This is a genomic window from Mycobacterium sp. GA-1199 (genome assembly GCF_001500045.1).
Taxonomy (GTDB): domain Bacteria; phylum Actinomycetota; class Actinomycetes; order Mycobacteriales; family Mycobacteriaceae; genus Mycobacterium.
Window position 1 is genome coordinate 260,042 of sequence record NZ_LQIX01000001.1, and the last position, 25,912, is coordinate 285,953.

Below are 25,912 nucleotides of genomic sequence, written 5' to 3' on the forward strand. Positions count from 1 at the left end.
TCGCCGCGCGGAATCAGACCAGACCTGCGACGAAGTTCGCCGCCTCCTGGACCAGTCCGGCGCTCACGTAGTCGTTGTGCGCGAACGGGTTACGCCCTTTGGAGCAGATCGGGTCGCCGTCCTTGCACAGGTCGATCGCGCGGCCGGCGAACACCGATTTGGTGATCGGGTTGCTGAACTTGGTGGCCGGGTTGCCGAACACCGCGACGGCGGCGACGTTTGGCACCAGGCTTCCGGGCAATGGCGGAGCCGACCCGATGGATCCGATCTTGTCGCCGAGCGGCGGCACCCCCGCCAGCATGTCGACGACCGCTGCCCCCTGCGAGTACCCGCCGAGCACGATGCGGGTGTTCGGGCACTGCTGCGACAGCATCGCGATGCGGTTGGTGGCGTCGCTCGCGCCGTCGGCGGCGGCCAGGAAGTCGTAGGAAGCGGGGTAGTCGACCGCGTACGTGCTGATCGTCTGGCCGCTCTTCAGGCCCCGCAGCGCGTTGACGAACGCGGTGCCCGGTGTGCCGAGGCCGGGGGTGTCGTCGGTGCCGCGGGCGAAGATCACCTCGATATCGCTGCACGCGGATGTCGAGGAGCCGTATCCGGGGGAGGTGGCCGCCGGTCCGGGCGCGGTGCCCGAACCGTATCCGGGACTGACGGGTCCGGGGGGCGGGCCGGGCTGGGCCACCGCCGGCGGGGCCACGCCGCCGACGAGCGCGGCGACCGCGGCCGTCGCGGCCGCCAGTCGGGCCGTCTCGCGCAGCAAAGTCACGCGGACATATTCACACACCGAGGGGTCTGGGGGCTAACGGTTCGCTCGCACGGGCGACTCCTCGAGCGGGCCGTCCGGCCACGTCGCCTCGGCAACCGCTTCGGAACGGTCGCCTGCGCGCGCCAGCGCCAGGCCGGCCAAGACGATGGCGCCGCCGACAGCCTGCGTGGGCGTGATCGCCTCACCCAGCAGAATCCAGGCCGCCAGCACCGCGAACATCACCTCGGACAGGCCGACCAGCGACGCGAAACGTGGCCGCAGCCGGGCGATGCCCATGATGCCCAGCGTGTAGGCCACCGCGGTGGCGATGACGCCCAGGGCGATGACCGGCACGATCCACGAGGTGGTGTGACCGGCGATGACGGTGTCGGCGGTGGTGAAGGTCAACGGCATGATCCCGGTCAGGCCCAGGAGCGTGACCGCACCCGAGCCGACGATCAGCCCCGCCGCGGCCAGCGTGACGGGACTGATCCCGTCCCCGTCGGCCGTATAGCCGGCGTGGGCCGACATCAGGAAGTACCCGGCGGCGCAGAGGGCGGCCGCCAGTCCCCAGCCCACGCCGACCAGGTTGATGTGCGCGCCCGAGAACACGTCGAGCACCAGCATGATCCCGGCGATCGCCAGCCCGACGCCGGCCAGGGTCAAGGTGGTCGGGCGTCGCCGTGTGGTGGCCCAGACCCAGGCGACGACGATGATCGGTGCGGTGTACTCCAGCAGCAGTGCGACGCCGATCGATAGGTGCGCGACGGCGTTGTAGTAGAACAGCTGCGCGCCCGCGATCGGGACCACCCCGTAGGCAAGCACGGTCGTGGGGTGGCGCAGGGCCTCGCGAATCCACCCGCGCCTGACGATGGTGGCGAAGATCGCCATCACCAGCGCGCCGCCCGCCAGCCGGGCGACGACCGCGGCGGTCGGGCTCCAGCCCGCTGTCATCAGTGCCTTCGCGAACGGGCCCGAGGAGCCGAACGCGACCGCCGAACCGACCGCCAGCATCAGCCCGAGCCGGAAGTGGTCGGCGGCGGGCCGCGTGCCGGATGCCGTCACGGCCATGGTCGACCTCCGAGGAAAGTGTAATGAGTAAAATGAACTACGCTCCTGACAGTAGCGACGAGAGGCGTCATGGGTCAAATGCTTTTCAGTCATGACACCGAACTCACCTTGCGGGCGGCGTGTGAGCTCATCAACAGCGACCGCGTCGACGGTGAGCGGTTGGGCGACATGGCGGCGTTGAACGCCTACCTCGACAGCTTCGGCTGGACGGGCCGCCGTGACCGCGACGCCGACGAACTCGCGTCGGTGCAGCGGCTCCGCGACCGGCTGAGCCGGATCTGGGCCGTCGCCGACGATGAGCAACGCACGGTGGATCAGGTCAATGCCTTACTTCGCGATACCAACGCCTCGCCGTGGCTGACCCGGCATCCGGAGATGCCGGAGTGGCATCTGCACCTGGCGTCGGTGAACGACCCGCTGTGGCAGCGGATGGGCGCGGAGATGGCGATGGCGCTGGCCGACCTGATCCGCATCGGCGAGCTGCGCCGCCTCAAGACGTGCGCGGCGTCGGACTGCGAGGCGGTGTTGGTCGACTTGTCGCGCAACCGGTCGGGAAAGTTCTGCGACACCGGCAACTGCGGCAACCGCCAGCACGTGGCGGCCTATCGCGAGCGCAGGGCCATGGGAAAGCGGTGACACTCGGGACTCCCGCCAGGCCTTAGGCTTTCGGCGGGGGAGTGATGACGGGGCGATCGACCACCAAACTGCAGATCAGCGGGCACCGCTTCGGGTTACGGCGCATGCAGCACGCCCTCGTGCGCGGCGACGCGAAGATGCTCGACGATCCGATGCGCGCGCAGGCACTTGCGTTGTCGGTCGGCTCGCTTCTGGCGGTCATCGGACTCGGGGTGGCCGCGGTCCTGGCGTTTCTGCAGCCACGCGGTGCGCTCGGCGACGCCCCGATCGTGATGGTGCGCGACACCGGTGCCCTCTATGTGCGGATCGACCAGAATCTGCACCCTGTCCCGAACCTCGCGTCGGCCCGGCTGATCACCGCTTCGGCGGCCAAACCTCGGCTCGTCAGTTCCTCGGCCGTCGACCGGGCGCCAAGGGGGGCGATGCTCGGCATCCCTGGCGCCCCTGACATGATCGGCGCGCCGCTGACGCAAGGCGAGTCGGAATGGCATGTGTGCGAGGATGATTCGTCTGCCTCGACGGTGCTGGTGGGGTCTGTCGGCAGGACGCACGCCGTAGCGGCCAACATCCTGGTGAGCGCGGCGGGCGAAGGTGCGGCGACAACGTATCTGCTCTTCGACGGGCGGCGTGCGAAGGTGGATCTGCGCAATCCGGCCGTGGTCCGTGCGCTCGCGCTCGACGGCGTTGCGCCGCGCCCGGTCACGCGCACCTTGCTCGACATCGTGCCGGAGGTGCCCGAGCTCGCGGCACCCGCCATCCGCGACGCCGGAGCGCCCGCACCACCGCCGCTGCACGGGTTGCGGGTTGGCGCCGTGATCCGCGTGCCGCAGGCCGAGTCGTCGCAGCACTACGCGGTGCTGAGGACGGGAGTGCAGCGAATCGGCATGGTGGCGGCCGACCTCATCCGGTTCACCCAGCCGCAGGACGCGCACCACATCGTCACCGTCGAGCCCGGTGCGATCGGCGCCGTCCCGGTGGTCGACGAGCTCCCGGTTGCGAAGTTCCCCGAACGTGCCGGTGCCGCAGTCGATCCGGTCGTATGCGCACAGTGGCAGTGGGCACAGGACTCGGGGTCCGTCACCACGAGAACCGTCACGGGCGACGCGATACCCGGCAACGCCGAGGTGCGACCGGTGGGCCTGGCGCACGCCGACGCCGCAGGCGCCCGAATCGATGCCTTCGCGATGCGCGGGGGCCGCAGCGCCTACGTGCGAGCGGCGGGGGCCAGTGGTGACGGCGCACGAACCGGAACGCTGTTCCTGGTGAACGACGTTGGGGTGGTCTTCGGCATCCGGGATCGGGAAACGGCCGAGCGGCTCGGGCTGACCGGTGATCCGCTGCCCGCACCGTGGCCCCTGCTGGCGCGGCTGCCACACGGGCCGGAGCTGAGTGTCGAGGCCGCGTCAGTCGCGCACGACTTGACGGGAACGCCGTAACCGGCTGAGCGATACCGTCATTGCGACGACAACCCCGGCCACTGCCAAGCAGATGGCGGCTCCACGGGTGGCGATACGCGCTGCGTGGCCGTCGGGTGGTTGCTGCCGCGACGGTGACACCACCGTCGGGCGGCCCGGATCCGCGGGAGCTGTCGCGCCACCGGTGACCGCGGCCAGGACGTCGACAACGCCATGACCGGCAAGCGGATTCCAGCCGCCGCCCGGGTGCCGCGCGGTGTCTTCGATTCGGCGCATGACCTCCCGGGCGGTCAACTGCGGCGAGCGTGACCGCAACAACGCGACGATGCCGGTGACCACGGGCGCGGCGTAACTGGTTCCCGCGAGCGGCTTCTCGCCGGTTGGGGTGGGCAGCGCGGCGACGAATCCGTCGCCGTCGCGGTCCAACGACACCACCTGCTCGCCGGGAGCGGCGACGTCGACCCAGGGCCCCGCCAACGTGAACTCCGAGGGGCCACCGTCCGGGCCGATCGATCCGACCGTCAAGACATAGTCGTCGTACCAGGCCGGGCTCACGACCGCTTTGACGCCGTCCCAGTCCGGTCGGCCCGGACTTGCGGGGTTCTGATGCTCGCACTGGCCCGGTGCGCCGGCATTGCCCGCAGCGGCGACCACGACGACGTTCTTCGCGTCGACCGCATACGCCAAGGCGGCGCCCAAAGGTCCGTCGTCCATCTCCGTGCCTGCGGCGACGCAGGCGACGGTGGAGATGTTGATCACGGTTGCGCCCATGTCGGCCGCGTGGCGCACCGCGCGGGCGAGGGTGTCGACATCTCCGAAACCGGGTCCGCCGCCGCCATCTTCGGCGCTGAACTTCGTGCTCGACTGCCGGATGCCGACGATCGTGGCCTCGGGTGCGATACCGCTGAACGCATCGGGGGCGTCCGAATCCGCTGTGGCGGCCACGATGCCGGCGACGATCGTGCCGTGGCCGTCGCAGTCGTCGGTGCCGTCACCGCTGGACACGTAGTCGCCGCCGGGAATCAGGCGAGGCAGCAGGCGATGGCGTGACACCCCGGTGTCGATCACCGCGACGGTCTGACCTCCTCCGCGGGTGAGCGGCCACACCGACCGCAGGTCCAGGTCGCGCAGTTGGCCGCCGACGTCCCCGCCCAGGGTGACCTTCTGAACGGTCGTGCACTGCCCTGTCTGCTCGGTGGGCTGCGGCGGCGCCGGCGAATGCGGGTGGGGTAGTAGCGAATCGTCGACACCCGGCGGCACCACCGCGGCCGCCGTGGGGATACCGGTCACCGGAGCCGCCGCGAACGCGACGGCGAGGACGACGCGAAGCAAGCGCGTCACGTCAGCGCCAGGTTGCGGACGAGACCGAACAGCCCGGCGATCCAGCAGCCCAGCGGTATGACCGCGGCCAAGGCCGCGTATTCGGCCAGTTCGGCGGCGCGGCGCGCGGCCAGGCCGGGTGTGAAGCGCAGGAGCGGTATCAGGAATCCGGTCCCGGCGACAGCGGCCAGAACCCCGAACCAGTGGGCGTGCTGACGTAACGCTGCGGCGAGGATCACGAATGCTGCTGTGAGCGCAACGAAGCCGCTCATCGCCAACGCGGCGCGACGAACGGTCCCGATATGAGTGCGGGTGCGCAATAACAGCGCGGCTCCGACGGCAGCGTCGAATGCTGCTGCCAGGAGGGAGAACTCGCGACCGAGGGAACCGTAACCAGCGGACACGGCCGCGATGGCCGCGGCGATGGACGCGCCGGCGATCATCGCTGTCAGCACCTCGTGGGCGCGCGTCGCCTCGCTGTCCTCGAGGGGGTCGGGTGGACGGTGCATGTCGTCGTCCGGCGGTGTGGGGCTGATTCGGGTGAGCGCAATGGCCAGCCGTGGAGCCGAACTCATCGTCGCCAGTGCAATCGCCGCGAGGAGTGAGCCCGAGGCCGGCCCGCCGAGGTGCCATGCGACCGATGCCGCGCAGGCAGCGGTGCACAGCAGCGCTGTCGTGGCGATGGAGACCAGCGGCACAAGACCGCGGCCGGTGAGGCGCAAGGACACCACCGTGGTGGCCAGCCCCGCCGATGAGGCAAGGAGCAGATGGGCGGCGAGGGGACCGCCGGGTACCGCGGCGGCACCCGTCACCGCCGCCATCACCACGGAGATCACGCTGAAGGTGGTGCACAGCAACGGTTCTGAGTGCGTACGCCCGTTGACGACGGCGGCGGTCAAAGCCGCGCAGGTCAGCGCACCGCCGATGAGAACCGTGCGACCAGTCGAGCCTGTGGACCACAGCAGCGCGGTACCGCCGATGGCCGCGCAAACCACGCTGGCGGCGACGCACAGCATGCGCGGAATCCCGCCGGGCGCAGGTTGCCGCCTGACCACCGTGCGGGTGGCATCCCAGTCGGCGAAGACGGGCTCGCAGACGTCATCGGTGCTGAGCCACAGGACGTCGCCGTTGCGAACCTGGTTGTCCGGCAATGTGAGTGACTCGTCCAGCGACGAACCGTCGATTCGGTGCAGCCGCCACCGCGCACCGGTGACCACCTCGCGGTGGTCGGGATGAACCAGCTCGAGGATCGACGGGAGCATGTCGCCCAGGCAGGCCCGGCGTGGCAACGCCAGATCCACACTCTGGGTCGCGTTCGCCCCGTCGACGTGAATGCTGACTCGGCAGCCTGAACCAGCCATCGCCTCCCCCTATGACGCCGTGGGGTCACCGTAACGCCGCCGACGACGGGGAGAAGACACTTCTTTCGTCGGCTGTGGATGGAACCGAATCGGTCCCCGCCGCGTCTCATCTCTCGATGGAGTCCTCCCGGCCGGCATGCGGTGTCGTGGTGAAATCACCACCGGCGCTGCCCAAAGCGGCTTCCACCAATCCTGTCGCGCGCCTGCTGCCGCTGGCCATGCTCGTCGCAGCGGTCGGCATGATGGCCGTGTACTTCACCTCCGGTGCCGGCGCGAACCGCACACCGATGTTCGCGTTCTTCCCGGTGATGATGGCCGTCTCGGTGCTCGGCACGATGCTGTACGGAGCGCGCGGCGGGGCGGACCGATTTGCCGAGATCGATCGCGACCGGCGCAGCTATCTGCGCTATCTCGATGATCTCGACGACGAGGCCGTGGCGACGGCCGATGAACAACGTCGCCAACAGTATTCGCGCCACCCGGCACCCGAGTCGTTGTGGGCGCTCGTGGGCGCCCGGCGAATCGTGCGACCCGGCCCCGACCGCGACGACTTCTGCTGCGTGCGGGTGGGTGTGGGCGATCAGACGCCGTGCACACCGTTGGCGGCACCCGACCTAGGGGTTCCCGAGGACCGCGATCCGGTGACGGTGTCGGCGATGCACGCTCTGATTCGGCAGCGGTCGGTTGTGCCGCTATCACCGGTCGCGGTCTCGCTCCGGCAACCCGGCGTCATCGCGGTGTGTGGCGATGACGAGCCCGCGCGCGGATTGGTGCGTGCGATAGTGTGCCAACTGGCGGCGCATCACGAACCCCACCAGGTAGCGATCGCGGTGGTCGCCAGCCGCGAGACGTCTCACGAGTGGGAGTGGCTCAAATGGCTACCCCACTACGAACATTCACCCCATACCCTGAGCGGCGGGCTCGGCCGGCACCTCGTGGTCATCGCGGATGAGAGCCCGGCACCCGTTGAGATGCTGACGGAGGCGAACGGTGCCTCGATCGTCACGATCGGAGCCGACCCGGTCGAACCGGTGTCGTGTCTGCGTGTTGACGGCGAGCGCCTGACCGTGCGCATCGGTGGGCGCCCCGAGTCGGATTGCGAGCCCGACTCGCTGACCCTGACGCAGGCCACGATGTGTGCGCGGCAGCTGGCGGCTCACAGGTTCGAGGCCGCGACGCCCGGTGGCACGTCGACGGTGCGCGGCTGGCTCGACCTGATGGGCATCGACCGACCGAACCGGTTGACGCCCGAAAAGCTCTGGACACAAAGCGAACAGGTGCGCCCGGTACCCATCGGCGTAGCGGACGACGGAACACCGGTCTGCATCGATATCAACGAGGCTGCCCGCAACGGCATCGGCCCGCACGGGCTGTGCGTCGGCGCCACGGGATCCGGCAAGTCCGAGCTGCTGCGCACACTGGTGCTGGGCATGATCACGATCCATCCGCCGGACGTCCTGAACCTCGTCCTCGTCGACTTCAAAGGCGGAGCGACGTTTCTCGGTTTGGAGCGCTCGCGGCACGTGGCGGCCGTGATCACCAACCTGGCAGGCGAAGCCCACCTCGTGGCCAGGATGAGCGACGCGCTGGCCGGAGAGGTCCACCGCAGGCAGGAGTTGCTGCGGGCGGCAGGCAATTTCGCCAACGCCGCGGACTACGCCAGGGCTCGGTCAGCCGGCGCTTTGCTGCCGCCGCTGCCCGCGTTGTTCATCGTCGTCGACGAGTTCTCCGAGCTGCTCGCCCAGCACCCCGACTTCGCCGAGCTGTTCGTCGCGATCGGCAGGCTGGGCCGGTCGCTGGGAATCCACCTGCTGTTGGCCAGTCAACGGCTCGACGAGGGCAGGCTCCGCGGATTGGACACCCACCTGTCGTATCGGATCTGCCTGAAGACGTTCTCCGCCGGTGAATCCCGGGCCGTCCTGGGTGTGCCCGACGCGTACGCTCTGCCCGGCACCCCGGGCGCGGCCCTGCTGAAAACGGCCTCAGGGGACCTGATCCGGTTCCAGACCGCGTTCGTCTCCGGCTCCTGTCCTCGACCGGACCCCGAGGACAACAGCGAGGTTCGGGCGCCGATGATGTTCACCGCCACGTCCGCGTCGGCCCGGGTCGATGAGCACGAGGAAGCTGGACCGGCCGTTCTCGACGCAGTGCTGGACCGCGTCGGGGGACGAGGGACGGCCGCACACCCCGTGTGGCTGCCGCCGCTCGGCGCACCACCGACGCTCGACTCGATCACGTCGACAGGTACCCGACACCCGCTCAGTGCCCCGATCGGTCTGGTGGACATTCCGTTCGAACAACGCCGCGACCTACTCGTCGCGCAGATGGCCGCGGGGAACGCCGCCATCGTCGGCGCCCCTCAATCGGGGAAGTCGACGGCCCTGCAAACGCTGATGCTGGCCCTCGCGGAGGCGCACGGCCCCGACGAGATCTCCCTGTACGTCCTGGATTTCGGCGGTGGTGCGCTCACGCGCCTCACGCAACTGCCGCACATCGGCACCGTATCGGGTCGAGCCGATACGGACCTGTGCCGTCGCACGGTCGCTGTCATCGAATCACTGATCCGGTCGCGGGAAAAGCTGTTCCGGACAATGGGAATCGGGTCGATGGCCGAGTATCGCGCGCGCCGCGCCGCGCAGGATCCCGCCGCGGCCGGCGACCCGCACGGCGACGTGTTCCTCGTCGTCGACGGGTGGGCTCACCTGCGTCGCGAGCTCGAGCAGTTGGAGGCGCCGATCAGCGCCATCGCTGCGCAGGGACTCGCGTTCGGCGTGCACGTGGTGATCACCGCCTCGCGGTGGCCCGAACTGCGGCCAGCGTTGAAGGACCAGATCGCGACCCGAATAGAACTGCGACTCGGCGACCCGGCCGAGTCGGAGATGGACCGCCGCCGCGCACGCTCGCTGACCAACTGCCCACCGGGCCGGGGTATCACCGCCGAGGGGCGCGAGATGGTGATCGCGCTGCCGCGCTTTGACGGCGTGCCCAGCATCGCGGGACTCGGCGAGGCGTTGGCCACCACCGTCGAGCGGCATCGACAGCGGTGGCGCGGCCGCTGCGCCCCGCGCATCGAACTGCTTCCGGCGCTCGTCCGGCATCCCGAGTTGGTCGGGTGCAGCCTGGGATCGGCCGGGGCGATGGTGCTCGGCCTCGAAGAGCGAGAGTTGGCGCCTGTGACTGTCGATTTCACCGAGCAGATGCACATGCTGGTCCTCGGGGAGGGTGGCTGCGGCAAGACCTCTTTGCTGCGCGTGGTGTGTCACGAGATCGTCCGGACTCACCGCGTCGAGCAGGCGCGGCTGGAGATCGTGGATTTCCGGCGCTCCCTGCTGGGCGTCGTGGAATCCGACCACCTCGCCGGATACGCGGCGTCACCGGTCGCCGCGGCGGCGAGAATTCCCAAGCTCCTTGCGATGCTCGAAGTCCGCATGCCCGGCGAGGACGTGACACAACAGCAGTTGCGTGAGCGATCGTGGTGGTCCGGGCCCGAGATCTTCCTCGTGGTTGACGATTACGATCTGGTGGCCGGATCGACGGGCAACCCGTTGGCCCCGCTTGCCGACTTCCTGCCCCACGCCGCCGACCTCGGTCTGCATGTAATTGTCGCGCGCCGATCGGGTGGCGCCGCGCGGGCGATGTTCGACCCACTTCTTGCCGGAATGCGGGAGATCGGGTGCCTCGGCGCGATGATGAGCGCAGGCGCGGACGATGGTGTCCTGATGGGCTCGGTGCGGCCCTCGTCGTTGCCGCCGGGGCGCGCCACGCTGATCACCCGCGGCGAGGGCGAGCGCCTCGTCCAGGTCGGCTGGGTGGATCCGCCGTGAGCCACACCGTCGTCGAGGTCGGGCCGGTTACGGTGCACGGGGCCAATCCGCTTGACGCCGGACTGGTCTCGTTGGCGCTGGAGGCCATCGACGAGGACCTCGTACTCGTCGGCGAGGATCTCGCGCCGGTGTCTGAACTGTGGTCCCGGCTGATGGAAGTCGCGGTGGGTGGCGCCGAAGACGTCGTCCTCGTCTGCCCGACGTGGTGGTCGGGTGCACGGATCGACCGCGTTCGCGGAGCGACGACGGCGACCACCGTCGAGGTGATCGGCCGTACCGCGCTGCTCCAACGGCAGACACGCGCAACCGTCGTCGAGATCGCCGCGGAGGTGGTCGTTGTCACTCGTGTCGGCACCCGCCCCGTGGTCATCGCCAACATCGACGACGAAGTGGTGAAGGGGGTGGTCGCAGCGGTCGGGTTGGCGGAGCCGGTGTTGATCGACGCGCCAGGTGTCTTCGGGTCGCTGGGCGAGGCGATCGCTGAAGGGTTGCGCGGCAAGGGCATCGGGGTCCGCTTCGCCGACGAGGGCGCCGTTCGTCGGCCTGAAGCCGAACCTTCCGTGCCCGATGGCGGCACCGCCGCGCGCGTTTCGAGCCAACCGCGACGCGCGGCGGTGCTCACGGCCGCTCTCGCGACGATGGTGGCGGTGTGCGGTGGGTTTGTCCTGCGCGGTGGTGACCGGCAACCGACCGTCGCGTCAACCCTGTTGGTGGAGGGGCGAGTTCAGGTGATGGTCCCTGCGTCGTGGCCGGTCGAGCACATCACGTCAGGGCCGGGCTCGGCCCGTGCGCAGATCACCTCGCCGTCCGACACCGACGTAGCGCTGCACCTGACCCAGTCGGTGGGCGCGCCGCGGGCGGACCTTGCCGAGACTGCGGCCGCGTTGCGAAGCGCTCTGGCCGGTGAGCCCGGTGATGTCTTCGTCGACTTCAACGCCGCCGGCACCCCGGCGGGCAGGACCGGCGTCACCTACCGGGAATTGCGCCCGCACCATCACGTCGCATGGACCGTTCTCGTCGATCACGGTGTCCGCATCGCCATCGGCTGCCAGAGCGCACCGGGTCGCGAATCCACGGTCCGCGAGGTCTGCGATCAGGCGATCAGGTCCGCGCACGCGATTTCTTAGAAATCGGGTGGAACCGGACCGGCGTGTGCTGCGTCGTACCAGTCAAGACCTAGAGGAGAGGATCCCCATGACGACACCGCAAGGCGGTTCGCTCAACACCGATTTCGACTTGATGACCGCGGTCGCCGGCCAGACTGACGCGCGCAACGAGGAGATTCGCGCGATGCTGCAGTCGTTCATCGGGCGCATGACCGCCGTGCCACCGTCGGTCTGGGGCGGCGTCGCGGCGACCCGCTTCCGCGACGTCGTCGACCGATGGAACGCGGAGTCGCTGAAACTGCATGCCTCACTGCAGCGGATCGCCGAGACCATCCGGCTCAACCAGCAGACCCTTCGGGAAGCCAACGAGAGCCATTCGCACCGCATCGGCGCGGTGGCCAACAACCTGTAGAGGAGTCGTGATGGACCACGTGTTGTCGTACAACTTCGACGAGATCGAATACACCGTCAGGCAGGAGATCCACGCCACCGCGGCCCGGCTGAACGGCGCCCTCGAAGAGTTGCGTGTACAGATCGCGCCGCTCCAACAGGTGTGGACCCGCCAGGCGGCCGAGGCGTACCGACTCGAGCAGGCGCGATGGGAACAGGCGGCCGGCGCCCTCAACGAAATCCTGTTCAGCCTGGGCAACGCGGTTCGCGACGGCGCCGACGACGTGGCCGCGACCGACCGCAGCGCCGCAGGCGCATGGGGTGCCTGACCGGGAGGAGGCTTGTGCGGTCCAACTGGAGGGGAGCCAAAGGGGCCGCACGGTAAGCGCCACCGTGGTCGAGGAGAGCGGCCACGGTGGCGCATCACCGTCGATTACTCGCAGGCGATGCCGTCGCCGTCGCGGTCCAGGTGCTCTGCGTACCCGTCCTCGCCCTGCATGATCGGCGCCACGCCGGCCTCGCGGGCTGCGGAGCAGTTCTTGTAGTACGTGTCCGCGGACGCGGTGGCGGCCCCGGCGGCGGTTGCCGCGACGACGAATGCGGCAACGATCAAGCCACGAATCATTTTCACTCCATTGGGATCTTGAACTTTCGGATGCGAGACGGCCGGTTTGCTGCCACCCCCCGCGACCACGGTAAGCGGACGGAATCGAAAACGAATCAGGAGTTTCCCTATGCTTTGGTCTCACCCTCGGACTTCGGGCCGATGCACCGTTTTGACCTGCGGCGACGCGCCCAGGTAAGCTGCCTCGTTGGCGTGCGGTAAGCACGGGTCCTCGGGTCAACGTCGGTCGCCGAGATCACCCCACCGGATGCGCCTGACCGGCACCCGGACCACCGGGACAGGAAACCCGATAGAGGAGAGGTAGCGCTGTGCCTACGTACACGCCGAAGGCGGGTGACACCACACGTTCGTGGTACGTCATCGACGCCACCGACGTGGTGCTCGGCCGGCTCGCCGTTGCAGCAGCGAATCTGCTGCGCGGCAAGCACAAGCCGACATACACGCCGAATGTCGACGGTGGCGATTTCGTCATCATCGTCAACGCCGAGAAGATCGCGATCGCCGGTAACAAGGCGGACCGCACGTTTTTCTACCGCCACTCGGGTTACCCCGGTGGTCTGCGCAAGCGCTCGCTCGGGGAGGAGATGGAGAAGCACGCCGACCGGGTCGTCGAGAGGGCGATCCTCGGCATGATTCCCCACACCAAGCTGGGCCGTCAGGTGAAGAAGAAGCTGCGCGTCTATGTCGGGCCGGATCATCCGCACGCCGCCCAGCAGCCGATTCCGTACGAGATCAAGCAGGTGGCGCAATGACAGAGACGACTGGGACCGAGACCGTTGACAAAACTGATGCCGTGACCGAGGCCGCCGCCGAGGCGACGCCCCGTGAGCCGGTCTTCATCGACCGCCCCATCCAGACCGTCGGCCGCCGCAAAGAGGCCGTCGTCCGGGTTCGGCTGGTTCCCGGAACGGGCCAGTTCAACCTCGACGGCCGTAGCCTCGAGGACTACTTCCCGAACAAGGTCCACCAGCAGCTCATCAAGGCTCCGCTGGTCACCGTCGATCGGGTGGAGAGCTTCGACATCTACGCCCACCTCGACGGTGGCGGCCCGTCCGGTCAGGCGGGTGCGCTGCGTCTGGCCATCGCCCGGGCCCTGATCCTGGTGCAGCCCGAGGACCGGCCCGCACTGAAGAAGGCCGGCTTCCTGACCCGCGACCCGCGGGCCATCGAGCGCAAGAAGTACGGCCTGAAGAAGGCCCGCAAGGCGCCTCAGTACAGCAAGCGCTGATCGATCCGCGAAAACCGCCGATGTGCACCGCACACCGGCGGTTTTTGCATCAAACGTGGCGCTGCGGTCTTTCTCACAATCGCGCGTTTCCGGTTTCGTCGAGCGGCCCGTTGTGAATGCACCGGGGTTGGAGGCGGCGGCGCTGCACGCGCGGCAGACCGCAACTGCCACCGGTAACGAGCCAGTCACCTCGTTGGGGGATCGGATCGTCGTCTCCTGACTGAGAAGGAGCAATTGATGAAGAACGCGAAGACACTGACCGCGGGCGCCGTGTTGGGCGGCTCGCTGCTCTTCACCGCCGGTCTGGGCATGGCCATGGCACAGCCGGACACGGCGGCGGACAACCGCGTCAACGTCTCGATCGGTGACGCCGGTGTCCTGCAGGACGTCGACGTAACCGCCGCGGCGCAGATCGCCGCCGACGTGTGCCACACCGACGTGAGCTCGGTGACCGCCTTGGTGCAGGCCGCCGACACCGAGGGCACCGAGAAGACGGTCTGCACGAACAACCTCGGCACCGTCGCGATCCAGCAGAACGGCCCCGGCCACTCGGAGAACGCGCCGGGCCAGGCCGAGCAGCATGAGGCAACGCCGACGTCCGAGGCGCCGACGACCTCGCCGACGGCCCCGACCGCCGAGAACGGCGGCAGCTAACAAAGCAACCTCACCGCCCGCATCCGTCCGGATGCGGGCGGTGAGTCGTTTCCGGGTCTAATTGGGGCGCAGAGTTTTTTGCCCGCTCCGGTCAACCTTTGTGCGACCACCTAAATGGCGCCTGTTCACTGATGACGCAGACAACTATTGACTTCACAGCTAATTAGACCTGTTCCATTTACTTACGGTTACGAAAATTTTTGTGGCAAATGCCGTTTAGGTCTCCGCCCAGAAGGAACCACCGTCGTGGGAGCACGGATGCTGCGCGCATGGCGGTCCATACCGCCACCGGCGTGACGTCAGGAGCAGTCGGGGGGCCGGGTCGCTGCTTCCTGAAATCAAGAATGGAGTGATCATGAAAACCCATCTGATGCGACTGCTCACCGTTGTGGTGAGCGCCGCGATGCTGGCCCTCGTCGGCGGTGTGACCGGCCTTGGAACCGCAGCGGCCCAGCCACCGGGTGTCGGCAAGAAGAATGTCGTCCAGGTGCAGGGAACCGGCCCGAACGGAGTCAAGTTCAACGGTCAATTCACCGCAACCGCCGCAAAGGATGTCGCCCAGCGGGCTGGACCCGCCATGGCCGACGCCAACGGTGCCACCTCCTCGAACACCGGCATCGCACTGACCGGTCAGCTGACCGGAAAGCTGGTCTCGCCGGGTCAGCCGCAACAGGGAAACCAACCTGGTGACCGGGGCGCTGCCCAGGACGTCAACATCTCGAATTTCTCGATGCCGGTCAACGACATCTCGGTTCCGGGTGGAGAAGCTCAGCCGTCCTCCGCAACGACCGGCCAGGATGAGCAGGTCCGTTTCGCCAGTCAGCAGGCAGTGTGTGATGTTCTCAATCTGGTGCTGGGGCCGCTGCATCTGGAGTTGCTCGGCCTGATCGTCGACCTGAATCAGGTCGTGCTCAATATCACCGCAGATCCGGCCGGCGGTTTGCTCGGTTCGCTGCTGTGTTCGTTGGCAGGTGGCCTTCCCGTGCCGCCCAACCCATTGCGGCCGATCATCGAGTTGCTGAATCAGATCCTCGCCATCCTTGGAGGCTGACTTTCAACCACTGAGATCGAGGCTCACCGCCCACATCCATCGGGATGCGGGCGGTGAGTCGCGTCTGGGTACCGATTCGGCGACGGCACGGCCCCCGACACGCGCGGTTGGCTCTCCGGCGGCCAGATATGAGAAATTTGTCGGCATGGCTCGACTGTTCGGCACCGACGGGGTGCGCGGCGTCGCCAACCAGGATCTGACCGCCGAACTGGCTCTAGCCCTTGGTTCGGCGGCGGCGCGCCGGTTGGCCTCCGCCGGTGGCCACGCCAGGCGGGTGGCCGTCGTCGGCCGCGACCCCCGGGCCAGCGGCGAAATGCTCGAGGCAGCGGTCATCGCCGGCCTGACCAGCGAAGGCGTCGACGCCTTGCGCGTGGGGATACTGCCGACCCCGGCCGTCGCCTACTTGACCAGCGCCTACGACGCGGACTTCGGCGTGATGATCAGCGCCTCGCACAACCCGATGCCCGACAACGGCATCAAGATCTTCGGTCCCGGTGGCCACAAACTCGACGACGCCGCCGAGAACCGGATCGAAGAACTGGTCCATCAGGGTCCCGGAAACCGGCCCACGGGCGCCCGGATCGGTCGGGTGGTGGACGCCGCGGACGCCCTTGACCGGTATCTGCGACATGTCGGCAAGGCCGTCACGACCAGGCTGGACCAACTCACACTCGTCGTCGACTGTGCCAACGGCGCCGCCTGGGCTGCCGCGCCGCAGGCCTACCGCGCCGCGGGCGCCAACGTCATCACGATCAATGCCCAGCCCGACGGATTGAACATCAACGAGCGCTGCGGCTCGACGCACATGGAGACGCTGCGGTCCGCGGTGGTGTCGTACGGAGCCGACCTGGGCCTCGCGCACGACGGCGACGCTGATCGTTGCCTCGCTGTCGACGCCCACGGGCGCGTGATCGACGGGGACGCGATCATGGTCATCCTCGCCCTCGCGATGCAGGAGAGTGGCGAACTGGCGTCGAACACCTTGGTGACGACCGTGATGAGCAACCTCGGCCTGCACCTGGCCATGCGGGCGGCCGGGATCGAAGTCTGCACCACGAGCGTGGGGGATCGTTACGTCCTCGAGGAACTGCGCGCCGGGGGGTATTCGCTCGGAGGTGAGCAGTCGGGCCACATCGTGATGCCGGCGTGGGGCACGACGGGCGACGGCATCGTCACCGGGTTGCGGTTGATGTCGCGCATGGCGCAGACACGCACCCCGCTCGCCGCGCTCGCGGAGCCGATGCAAACGCTGCCTCAGGTCCTGATCAACGTCGAGGTGGCGGACAAGGCGACCGTCGCCGACGCGCCATCGGTCCGCACCGCGGTCGCCGAGGTGGAGGCCGAACTCGGCGACACCGGTCGAATCCTGCTGCGCCCGTCGGGAACCGAGCAAGTCGTGCGGGTGATGGTGGAGGCGGCCGACGAGGACACCGCGCGGCAGTTGGCCGTTCGGGTGGCCGAGCAGGTCAGCGCGCAACGCTGAGAGTGGAACCGGTCGCGGTCGCCGCGCGTCCAACTCCTATATGGACGCATCACGTGTCGATCCCGCCGCTTTGTTGAGTGTCGCGCGGCAGTACCAGGGGGTGGCCGACGCAGTCGACGCCGCCGTGCGAACGCATCTGAACGGTTTGGCGTTCGACGGGGCCTGCGCGGGGCGGTCCTATGCCGCGGGTGGTGACGCGGTGCGGTCGACTGTCGACGACGTGGTAAATCAGTTGCGACGATGGTCACGTGCCTCGGCCGAGATCGCCGTCACGCTTCGCGCGTCCGTCGACCGGTACGCCGAGGCCGACGCACGGGCTGCCGACCGGTTGGCCTGACATGAGCGAAAGCTTGGATGCTGCAGCGCGATTGGCCGACGGGGCGCCCGGTGTCGGCGATGTCGCTCAGTACGTCCTGGCATGCCAGAGCCTGGGCTACCGACATCCGGATCTGACGGCACACCCCGGACAGATACACGATTGGTACGCCGCCGAGAACGGTTTGGACCTGGGCGCTCTCGAAGCTGACTGTGCTGCACTGCAAGCGGCCGCGACGGTGGCCGAGGATGCACTCGCGCGCCAGAAAGCTCAGCTGACCGCGCTGACAGACGCGTGGCAGGGCCTGGGCGCGAACGCATCTCGGGATTTTCTGCGCCGCCACGACGAGGCGGCGACCATCGCTGCGGGGGCCGTCCGGACCGCCGCAGTCGCGCTGACCGATCTGCGCGAGCGGCTGTGGCGAGCGGTGGACGGAAAAGTGGCGAAGGTGGTGGCCATCGACGAGGGCGTGCAGACCAGACGCGCGGACTGGTTGGCGGCCGCACACACCGTCACCACGGGCGCCGGCGACCGGGCGGTCGCCAGTGAGTTGGTGGACCACGAGGTGAAGCCGTTCGTGGACACGGTGATCGGCGGCCAGTGGCTTTCGGCGATGAGGGAGGCCGCCGACGCGATCAACGCCGCATATGAGGCGACGACCACCGAACTCGCATCCGAGGCCGAAGCCACGTTCGACATTCCCGGCGAGCTCGGACCGGCATGGACGCCGTCGTCGGCGGGTGTCCCCGCGACCCCGGCGGTGGGCGCCCCGGCAATCCCAGCCTCAGGCGCCGCGGCAAACCCGGCTGTACCGGCTCCCGTCATACCGGCCGGATGGGGCGCATCAGCGGCCCCTCCGCCGCTCGCATCGCCTGCCGCTGCCGTACCCGTCGCAGCGCCGACGCCACCCGCGCCGGCGCTCCCGACCGAACCTTCGGTCCCACAGCCGGCGACCGCTCCGTCGTTGCCTTCGCTCGGCGGAGGAATACCCGACTTTGGAGGCGGCCTCACGAGTTTCGGCCAGCAACTGGGCGACATGCTCGGCGGATTGCTGGACGACGGTGCGCTCGACGACGCGTTCGACGATGGTGAGCCGAACGGCCTGCCGGAACCCGATCTCGACGAAATCGACGACAGTGAAACGACAGAGGCTGACGACGCGTCAGAGACAACTGATGCGGGCGACGACATCACCGATGGGGCGGCCGGGCCCGACGAGGCCACTGATCCCGCGGTCGCCGAGCCGATGTGTCAACCGGAACCACAGCCCACAGCGACGCTGCCTCCAGAACCACCGGCGGTGCCTGCCGAGCCGCCGGAAGTGAAGCCCGAGCCGCTGGCGATGTCGCCGGAGCCACCGGACGCCGGTACGCCGTGCGAGATCGCCGCCGATGAGCTACCGCAGGTCGGCGAATGAGCGACAGCTACGAATCCGAGCCCGGATCGGGGCCGTTGATCAGCAGCCGGACGCACTCGGCGGCAATCAACCGACTCCGGTGGTTGGTACCGCAGTGGTCGCACCAGAAATGGACGGCCCTGCTGTCGATCTCGTGACGCACGCGGGGCGACACGGAGGTTCGCACACTGCGCTCGCACGTGATGCGCGGTGGATAGGTGATCGTTCCCATTGCCCCACCCCCTTCAGGAGTGACACCCGGATACCCAAGGCTGCACGAGGATCACCACATCTGTGGTCACGTTTGAGTAACCAAATTGATGACGAATCGGCGTTGCCGCAATCGAAACGTGAGCCAGCTACTGTCGAAAGTTTGTTGCGCGAGCAACTTCAACGCGCGCCGTGCTAGGCCCTCGCCGGACGCCGCGACCGCGCAGGGCGCCGACGCCGTTGCTGGCGAGCCCTGGCCGTCGACGGCTGCTGCGGCCGCGCAGGTTCGGGCCTGCTGGCGACGATTGGATCACCGAACGTCCGCTCGCCCGGGGCGATTTGACTCAGGACCGGATGCGACGCGCCGCTGAGTCGGGTGATCGTCGGCTTCACGCCGGCCTTACGGGTCAGCTGTCGCACGTCGGATACCTGCTCGTCGAGCATCAACGTCACCACCGTGCCGTCGGCTCCGGCGCGCGCCGTGCGTCCGGATCGATGCAGGTAGGCCTTGTGTTCGACGGGCGGGTCCGCGTGCACGACGAGGCTCACGTCGTCGACGTGGATGCCTCGCGCGGCGATGTCGGTCGCGACCAGCACGGTCGCCGAGCCGTCGGAGAACGCGGCGAGGTTGCGGGTGCGCGCATTCTGGGACAGGTTGCCGTGCAACTGCACTGCCGACACACCACGCGAGTTCAGCTGTCGCGCAAGGTTCTTGGCGCCGTGCTTGGTGCGCGCGAACACGATGGTCCGGCCCGGTGACGCTGCCAGGTCGGCCAGCACGCCGAGGCGGGCCGCCTTGTCGACATGCAGCACGTGGTGTTCCATCGCCGTCACCGGTGACTGCTCCGAATCGACGCTGTGCACAACCGGATCGGTGAGGTATCGCTTCACGAGCACGTCGACGCCGCCGTCGAGGGTTGCGGAGAACAGCATGCGCTGCCCGTTGCGAGGGGTCTTGTCCAGTAGGCGCTTCACCGGGGGAAGGAAGCCGAGATCGGCCATGTGGTCGGCCTCGTCCAGCACGGTGATCTCGACGCCCGACAGGTCGGCATGGCGTGATTTGACGTGATCTTCGAGCCTGCCCGGGCAGGCGATGACGATGTCGACGCCTTGCCGCAACGCCTGGATCTGGGGGTTGGGTCCGACGCCGCCGATGATCGTCACCGTGCGCAGGTCGGTGGCCGCGGCCAGCGGTGCGAGCGACGCGCTGATCTGGGCGGCCAGTTCGCGTGTCGGCGCGAGGATGAGTGCGCGCGGGCGGCCGGGAACGCGTTTGGCCGGACTCGCAGTGAGTCTCGTCACCACGGGCAGCAGGAAGGCGTATGTCTTCCCGGATCCGGTGCGACCGCGGCCGAGGACATCGCGACCGGCCAGCGAGTCGGGCAGCGTCGCCGCCTGGATCGGGAAGGGTGACTCGACGCCGTCGGCGGCAAGAGTGGCAACGACGGCCTTCGGCAGACCGAGGTCGGCGAAAGTGGGCACGGTTGTGCCACAGGGGATTTGCACAGACAAGTAAAACTCCGAAAGTTCAGGGTGGTCGTCCTGCCCGGCGCGGATGATCCGCGGCGCTCGGTGTGACGATCGAACTGGGTCGATTATCGCCTTTGGCGATGCGGCAAAAGGCAGAACAGAAGATGCCGCTGTGCCCACAGTACAGGGGCATCGCCGTTCGGCGTAATCGGCTACGGCAGCAAGCCGTGCAGTTCCTCGACGAAATCGAGGATTTCACGCCGGTCGACGGAAAGTGGCTGCAGCAGAAGCGTCGTCGCACCGGCTTCGGCGAACGCGGCCAGTCGCTCCTTGACGAACCCGCGCGGCCCGACCAGCGACACGCTGCGGACCAGGTCATCCGGTACCGCCGCGATCGCCTCAGCCTTCTTGCCGGCAAGGTACAGGTCCTGGATGGTGTCGGCGACCTCGCCGTATCCGTAGCGGGTGGCCAGGTTGTGGTAGAAATTGCGGCCGCGCGCGCCCATCCCGCCGATGTACAACGCCAATTGCGGCTTCACCCACGACAACCGGTCGTCGAGGTCTTCGCCGATGGCCAGGGGGGCGCTGACCATGACATCGAGTGGCCCCAACGAGGGGTCGCGTTTGGCGAACCCGGCACGCAGCGCCTCACCCCACACGGCGTCGGCCTGCTCGGGGAAGAAGAACACCGGCTGCCAACCCTCGGCGATCTCTGCGGTGAGTTCGACGTTCTTCGGCCCCAATGCGGCGATTGTGATTGGAATACGGTCGCGCACAGGGTGATTGATCAAGTGCAACGGCTTACCCAGGCCCGTGCCCCGGGCCCCGGGTCCCTCGCTGGGCAGCGGAATCTGATAGTGCTTGCCGTCGAACTGCACGCGCTCGCGGCGCCACACCTGCCTGCAGATCTCGACCACTTCCCGGGTGCGTCCCAGCGGCGCGTCGAACGGCACGCCATGAAAACCCTCCATCACCTGAGGGCCGGACGTGCCGATGCCGAGCCGGAACCGGCCGCCGGAGACGTAGTCGAGGCCCGCGGCGGTCATCCCCAACAACGTCGGCGTACGGATGTAGATCGGCACGACGCCGGTCCCGAGTTCCATGCGCGTCGTCTTGGCCGCGAGGAATCCGAGCTGGCTGATCGCGTCGTAGGAGTACGCCTCGGCCACCAGGGCGAGATCGACGCCGACCTTCTCGAGCTCGACGACCTGATCGACGGCCTGCAGAAAGCCGTCGGTGTAGTTGAGGAAGATCCCGGTGCGCATCATCGAGTTATACACCCAACCGGTTGGTTGGTCACGTCAGGGCTTCAGCAGCGCTACAACCTTGTTCTCCAGGTCGACCGGGTCTTCGGCGAACGGGTCGACGTTCGGGGCCTTGGGCAGAGCGATGTCGGGATCAGCGAAGTCGCGGTAGGTCTTGTCACCGGTCAGGGTGTGCAGCAGGTAGCCGGTGATCAGCGCCCGCACCACCTTCTGGGTGCTGCGGTCGGCTCCCGGCAACCCGACGGCGCGGGCCAGCCGACGGCCCTCGATCAGCCCGCCCGGCTTGGCCTTGCTGACCGTGCGCAGCGTGGCTTTGTCCCACGCCCGGGCCAGCTCGACCGCGTTGGACCGCAGCGTCATCGGATCGCCCGGCCCGCTGAGAACCAGGCTGGGTACCTGCAGCGTTGCCGCGGGCTCCTCGGCGGGCGGTGCGGTGACTGTGGGGAAGATCGCAACGACGGATTTCGGCTTGACCGGCATCCCCGCCGCGGTGAACACCGCAGCAGACCCGCCGAACCCGTGGCCGATGACGCCGAGCTTGTTGGGATGCACGCTGATCTCTCCCGGTCCCAGCCGGACACCGGTGATGATGTCGAGCGTCGTGCCCAGGTCATAGGCGAAGTTGAGCGCCGACGGGGCCAATCCCGTCTCGGTCGCCGGCGCCGCGGCGACGACGCCCCAGGACGCCAGATGCTCCAGCGTGCCGGAATAGCGGTCGGCCGCCGCAAGCCAATCGTGGCCGAACGCCACGCCGGGCAGGCTGAAGCCGGAATCGGGGGTGAATACGACACCGGGAAGCCCGGCGAAGGCCAGGTCACCTCGCAAAACGCGGTGCGGGCCGCGGCGGGTCAGGGCCTTGAAGAGCTTCTTCGTGCTGGCCACCAGACGACCGTAGCCGACGGGGTTCTGAGCCGCTCTTGCACTACCCTGAATGCCTATGTGCGGAATCGTCGGCTACGTCGGGCAGCGTCCTGCCTGCGACATCGTCGTCGACGCGCTGCGCCGGATGGAGTACCGAGGCTACGACTCGTCGGGCGTCGCTCTGCTCGACGGACACGGCGGGCTCACGGTCCGGCGCCGGGCCGGGCGGCTGGCCAACCTGGAAGCCGCGCTGGCCGACACCGAAGCGTCCAGCCTTGCCGGCAGCACCGGCCTCGGCCACACCCGGTGGGCCACCCACGGCAGGCCCACCGACCGCAACGCCCATCCGCACCGCGACGCCGCAGGCAAGATCGCCGTCGTCCACAACGGGATCATCGAGAACTACGCCGCGTTGCGGGCCGAACTCGAGAAGACCGGCGTGGAGTTCGCCAGCGACACCGACACCGAGGTCGCGGTGCACCTGGTCTCCTGGCAGTTTCACCACGGTCCCACCGCCGGAGACTTCCCGGCGTCCGTGCTCGCAGTGCTGCGGCGCCTCGAAGGGCACTTCACGCTGGTGTTCGCCAACGCCGACGACCCGGGCACCATCGTGGCGGCGCGCCGCTCCACGCCCCTGGTGGTCGGCGTCGGTGACGGCGAGATGTTCGTCGGCTCGGACGTCGCCGCGTTCATCGAGCACACCCGCGACGCGGTCGAACTCGGCCAGGATCAGGCGGTGGTCGTGACCGCCGACGGATACCGCATCACCGACTTCGACGGCGTGGACGACGGTGCGAGTGCCCGCTCGTTCCATATCGACTGGGACATGTCGGCCGCCGAAAAGGGTGGCTATGAGTACTTCATGCTCAAAGAGATCGCCGAGCAGCCCGCGGCGGTTTCCGACACGCTGCTGGGCCACTTCGTCGACAACCGCATCGTGCTCGACGAACAGCGGCTGTCCGATCAGGAGCTGCGTGAGGTGGACAAGGTCTTCGTGGTGGCATGCGGGACCGCCTACCACTCCGGGCTGTTGGCCAAGTATGCGATCGAGCACTGGACGAGGCTGCCCGTCGAGGCGGAGCTGGCCAGCGAATTCCGTTACCGCGACCCGGTTCTGGACAGTCACACCCTGGTGGTGGCGATCTCGCAGTCCGGCGAGACCGCCGACACCCTCGAGGCGGTGCGGCACGCCAAGGAGCAGAAGGCCAAGGTGCTGGCGATCTGCAACACCAACGGCAGCCAGATCCCGCGCGAATGCGATGCGGTGCTCTACACCCGCGCCGGACCCGAGATCGGGGTGGCGTCGACGAAGACCTTCCTCGCCCAGATCGCGGCCAATTACCTTGTCGGCCTTGCGCTCGCACAGGCTCGCGGCACGAAGTACCCCGACGAGGTGGAGCGCGAATACCGCGAGCTGGAGGCCATGCCCGAACTCGTCGCCCGGGTGCTCGAAATCGTCGAACCGGTCAGGGCGCTGGCGCACCGCTTCGCTCAATCGCAGACGGTGCTCTTCCTTGGCAGGCACGTCGGCTACCCCGTCGCGCTCGAAGGTGCGCTCAAGCTCAAGGAGCTGGCGTACATGCACGCCGAGGGCTTCGCGGCGGGTGAGCTCAAACACGGTCCGATCGCGCTGATCGAGGACGACCTCCCCGTCATCGTCGTGATGCCGTCACCGAAGAACGCGCCGATGCTGCACGCCAAGCTGCTCTCGAACATCCGCGAGATCCAGGCGCGCGGCGCGGTCACCATCGTGATCGCCGAGGAGGGCGACGAGACGGTCCGCCCCTACGCCGACCACCTGATCGAGATCCCGGCCGTGTCAACGCTTTTCCAGCCGCTGCTGTCGACGATCCCGCTACAGGTGTTCGCCGCGGGCGTGGCGCAGGCTCGCGGCTATGACGTCGACAAGCCCCGCAATCTGGCCAAGTCCGTCACCGTCGAGTAGTTTCTGCCGTCGAATCTGAAGTTCTGCACGACTTTTCGCCGGTTTGTCGTGGATATCTTCAGTTTCGGCGTCTCGTAGCCGAGCAACGACGTAACGTGGGCAGCGATGCGGCACTACTACACCGCGGATCAGATTCGCGAGGCTGAAGCGCCGCTATTGGCGTCCCTGCCCGACGGTGCCCTGATGCGCCGCGCCGCCAACGGCCTTGCCGTCGTGATCGTGCGGGAACTGGTGCTGCGCACCGGCGGAATCTACGGGCGGCGCATCTGCGCCGTGGTCGGTTCGGGCGACAACGGCGGTGACGCGCTGTGGGCCGCGACGTTCCTGCGCCGGCGCGGAGCCGCGGCCGCCGCCATCCTGCTCAACCCGGAGCGCACCCACCGCAAGGCGCTCGCGGCGTTCACCGCTGCCGGCGGACGGATCGTCGGATCGGTTCCGGCCGGCACCGATCTCGTGATCGACGGCGTGGTGGGGATCTCCGGATCCGGGCCGCTTCGGCCGAATGCCGCCGACGTGTTCGCCGCCGTCGACGAGGCGGGTATTCCGGTGGTGGCCGTCGACATCCCCAGCGGGGTCGATGTGCAGACCGGGGTCGCCGACGGGCCCCATGTCCGGGCGGCGTTGACCGTGACGTTCGGCGGTCTCAAACCCGTTCACGCCCTGGGGGAATGTGGTCACGTCGAGTTGATCGACATCGGGCTGGACCTGCCGGTGTCCGACATGGTGTCGTTCGACGCCGCCGACGTGGCCGCTCGCTGGCCGGTGCCCGGGCCGACCGACGACAAGTACACGCAGGGGGTGACCGGCATCCTCGCCGGCTCGGCGACCTACCCCGGTGCCGCGGTGCTGTGCACCGGTGCGGCGGTCGCGGCGACCTCGGGCATGGTCCGGTACGCCGGAACCGCCGGACCACAGGTTCTCTCGCAGTGGCCAGAGGTGATCGCCGCGCCCAGTGCCGGAGCATCGGGACGGGTGCAGGCCTGGGCCGTGGGGCCCGGGCTGGGTACCGACGACACGGGTGCGGCGGCACTGTGGTTCGCGTTGGAAAGCGGACTGCCGGTGGTCGTCGACGCCGACGGGTTGACGATCCTGGCCGCCCACCCCGATCTGGTCGACGGCCGAAAGGCACCGACGGTGTTGACGCCGCACGCCGGGGAGTTCGCCCGCCTGGCCGGGTCTGCGCCAGGCGACGATCGCGTCGGTGCCACCCGCAGGCTCGCCGACCGGCTGGGCGTCACCGTGCTGCTGAAGGGCAACGTGACAGTCATCGCCGAACCGGGCGGCCCGGTGTACCTCAACCCCGCGGGCCAATCCTGGGCCGCCACAGCGGGTTCCGGTGACGTGCTGGCCGGGATCACCGGGGCCCTGCTGGCCGCGGGCCTGCCCGCCGGCGAGGCGGCCGCCGCGGCGGCGTTCGTCCACGCGCGCGCCGCGAACCTGGCCGCCTCCGATCCGGGGCCGCATCCCGCCCCGACTTCGGCGTCCCGCATCCTCGCGCACGTCCGAACCGCCATAGCCAGCTTGTAAGCCAGTCTGTAACGAG

General features: G+C 68.5%; 24 protein-coding genes. 16 read left to right on the forward strand and 8 right to left on the reverse strand.

The window, feature by feature from the left end; translation table 11 throughout:
- Nucleotides 1-13 precede the first annotated feature (13 nt).
- Together AU198_RS01275 and AU198_RS01280 are read right to left on the reverse strand one after the other, a co-directional pair.
- Nucleotides 14-763, reverse strand: coding sequence for a cutinase family protein (locus tag AU198_RS01275; RefSeq protein WP_064345648.1), 750 nt, complete (start codon nt 761-763; stop codon nt 14-16).
- Nucleotides 764-796: 33 nt separating this feature from the next.
- Nucleotides 797-1,813, reverse strand: a complete 1,017-nt coding sequence (locus tag AU198_RS01280) for an EamA family transporter (protein ID WP_064345649.1) — start codon at nt 1,811-1,813, stop codon at nt 797-799.
- Between the two features lie 78 nt (nt 1,814-1,891).
- Between AU198_RS01280 and AU198_RS01285 the strand changes: the two genes are divergently transcribed.
- Nucleotides 1,892-2,449, forward strand: coding sequence for a CGNR zinc finger domain-containing protein (locus AU198_RS01285; protein ID WP_064345650.1), 558 nt, complete (start codon nt 1,892-1,894; stop codon nt 2,447-2,449).
- A 44-nt stretch (nt 2,450-2,493) separates the two neighbouring features.
- Entirely contained in the window at nt 2,494-3,885 is a 1,392-nt protein-coding gene (gene eccB / locus AU198_RS01290) for a type VII secretion protein EccB (protein WP_064345651.1), read from the forward strand.
- Here eccB and mycP read toward each other — a convergent pair.
- Both mycP and eccD read right to left on the reverse strand, forming a co-directional pair.
- Nucleotides 3,853-5,205 carry a type VII secretion-associated serine protease mycosin gene (gene mycP / locus AU198_RS01295; RefSeq protein WP_082690806.1) on the reverse strand — a complete coding sequence of 451 codons (1,353 nt, stop codon included), beginning with the start codon at nt 5,203-5,205 and terminating at the stop codon, nt 3,853-3,855. The genes eccB and mycP overlap by 33 nt on opposite strands.
- Nucleotides 5,202-6,545, reverse strand: a complete 1,344-nt coding sequence (eccD, locus tag AU198_RS01300) for a type VII secretion integral membrane protein EccD (protein ID WP_082690807.1) — start codon at nt 6,543-6,545, stop codon at nt 5,202-5,204. The genes mycP and eccD overlap by 4 nt, the downstream gene beginning before the upstream one ends.
- Before the next feature lie 116 nt (nt 6,546-6,661).
- On the opposite strand from eccD, the gene eccCa reads away from it, so the two are divergent.
- From eccCa to AU198_RS01320, 4 genes are all read left to right on the forward strand, one after another.
- The gene (gene eccCa, locus AU198_RS01305) at nt 6,662-10,369 is read left to right on the forward strand and encodes a type VII secretion protein EccCa (RefSeq protein ID WP_064345994.1); all 3,708 of its coding nucleotides are present in this window, start codon (nt 6,662-6,664) and stop codon (nt 10,367-10,369) included.
- Nucleotides 10,366-11,496: a type VII secretion-associated protein gene (locus AU198_RS01310; RefSeq protein ID WP_064345653.1), complete on the forward strand. Its 1,131-nt coding sequence runs from the start codon at nt 10,366-10,368 to the stop codon at nt 11,494-11,496. The genes eccCa and AU198_RS01310 overlap by 4 nt, the downstream gene beginning before the upstream one ends.
- Before the next feature lie 67 nt (nt 11,497-11,563).
- The gene (locus AU198_RS01315; protein ID WP_064345654.1) at nt 11,564-11,887 is read left to right on the forward strand and encodes a WXG100 family type VII secretion target; all 324 of its coding nucleotides are present in this window, start codon (nt 11,564-11,566) and stop codon (nt 11,885-11,887) included.
- A 10-nt stretch (nt 11,888-11,897) separates the two neighbouring features.
- On the forward strand, nt 11,898-12,194 hold the full coding sequence (locus AU198_RS01320) for a WXG100 family type VII secretion target (RefSeq protein WP_064345655.1): 297 nt from the start codon (nt 11,898-11,900) through the stop codon (nt 12,192-12,194).
- A gap of 104 nt (nt 12,195-12,298) precedes the next feature.
- Here AU198_RS01320 and AU198_RS01325 read toward each other — a convergent pair whose 3' ends face one another.
- Nucleotides 12,299-12,490, reverse strand: a complete 192-nt coding sequence (locus tag AU198_RS01325) for an excalibur calcium-binding domain-containing protein (RefSeq protein ID WP_064345995.1) — start codon at nt 12,488-12,490, stop codon at nt 12,299-12,301.
- Nucleotides 12,491-12,798: 308 nt separating this feature from the next.
- Between AU198_RS01325 and rplM the strand changes: the two genes are divergently transcribed.
- From rplM to AU198_RS26040, 8 genes are all read left to right on the forward strand, one after another.
- Entirely contained in the window at nt 12,799-13,242 is a 444-nt protein-coding gene (rplM, locus tag AU198_RS01330; RefSeq protein ID WP_064345656.1) for a 50S ribosomal protein L13, read from the forward strand.
- Nucleotides 13,239-13,718: a 30S ribosomal protein S9 gene (gene rpsI / locus AU198_RS01335; protein WP_082690808.1), complete on the forward strand. Its 480-nt coding sequence runs from the start codon at nt 13,239-13,241 to the stop codon at nt 13,716-13,718. Before rplM ends, rpsI begins: the two co-directional genes overlap by 4 nt.
- A gap of 237 nt (nt 13,719-13,955) precedes the next feature.
- A complete protein-coding gene (locus AU198_RS01340) occupies nt 13,956-14,372 on the forward strand; it encodes a hypothetical protein (RefSeq protein WP_064345657.1) in 417 nt (138 codons plus the stop codon).
- 403 nt (nt 14,373-14,775) lie between these two features.
- A complete protein-coding gene (locus AU198_RS01345) occupies nt 14,776-15,423 on the forward strand; it encodes a hypothetical protein (protein ID WP_156431441.1) in 648 nt (215 codons plus the stop codon).
- Nucleotides 15,424-15,568: 145 nt separating this feature from the next.
- Nucleotides 15,569-16,906 carry a phosphoglucosamine mutase gene (gene glmM, locus AU198_RS01350; RefSeq protein WP_064345659.1) on the forward strand — a complete coding sequence of 446 codons (1,338 nt, stop codon included), beginning with the start codon at nt 15,569-15,571 and terminating at the stop codon, nt 16,904-16,906.
- Between the two features lie 40 nt (nt 16,907-16,946).
- Nucleotides 16,947-17,243, forward strand: a complete 297-nt coding sequence (locus tag AU198_RS01355; RefSeq protein ID WP_064345660.1) for a DUF7162 family protein — start codon at nt 16,947-16,949, stop codon at nt 17,241-17,243.
- Nucleotide 17,244: 1 nt separating this feature from the next.
- A complete protein-coding gene (locus AU198_RS01360) occupies nt 17,245-18,639 on the forward strand; it encodes a hypothetical protein (RefSeq protein WP_064345661.1) in 1,395 nt (464 codons plus the stop codon).
- On the forward strand, nt 18,636-18,776 hold the full coding sequence (locus AU198_RS26040; RefSeq protein ID WP_156431442.1) for a hypothetical protein: 141 nt from the start codon (nt 18,636-18,638) through the stop codon (nt 18,774-18,776). Before AU198_RS01360 ends, AU198_RS26040 begins: the two co-directional genes overlap by 4 nt.
- Nucleotides 18,777-19,023: 247 nt before the next feature.
- On the opposite strand, the gene AU198_RS01370 is transcribed toward AU198_RS26040, so the two are convergent.
- The 3 genes from AU198_RS01370 to AU198_RS01380 all read right to left on the reverse strand — a co-directional run bounded on the left by AU198_RS01370 (nt 19,024) and on the right by AU198_RS01380 (nt 22,445).
- Nucleotides 19,024-20,310, reverse strand: a complete 1,287-nt coding sequence (locus AU198_RS01370; RefSeq protein WP_064345663.1) for a DEAD/DEAH box helicase — start codon at nt 20,308-20,310, stop codon at nt 19,024-19,026.
- A gap of 200 nt (nt 20,311-20,510) precedes the next feature.
- A complete protein-coding gene (locus tag AU198_RS01375; protein WP_064345664.1) occupies nt 20,511-21,563 on the reverse strand; it encodes an LLM class F420-dependent oxidoreductase in 1,053 nt (350 codons plus the stop codon).
- A gap of 36 nt (nt 21,564-21,599) precedes the next feature.
- The gene (locus AU198_RS01380; protein ID WP_064345665.1) at nt 21,600-22,445 is read right to left on the reverse strand and encodes a dienelactone hydrolase family protein; all 846 of its coding nucleotides are present in this window, start codon (nt 22,443-22,445) and stop codon (nt 21,600-21,602) included.
- Between the two features lie 55 nt (nt 22,446-22,500).
- Between AU198_RS01380 and glmS the strand changes: the two genes are divergently transcribed.
- Both glmS and AU198_RS01390 read left to right on the forward strand, forming a co-directional pair.
- A complete protein-coding gene (gene glmS, locus AU198_RS01385; protein WP_064345666.1) occupies nt 22,501-24,369 on the forward strand; it encodes a glutamine--fructose-6-phosphate transaminase (isomerizing) in 1,869 nt (622 codons plus the stop codon).
- A gap of 105 nt (nt 24,370-24,474) precedes the next feature.
- Nucleotides 24,475-25,896, forward strand: coding sequence for an NAD(P)H-hydrate dehydratase (locus tag AU198_RS01390; RefSeq protein ID WP_064345667.1), 1,422 nt, complete (start codon nt 24,475-24,477; stop codon nt 25,894-25,896).
- Nucleotides 25,897-25,912: the final 16 nt, after the last annotated feature.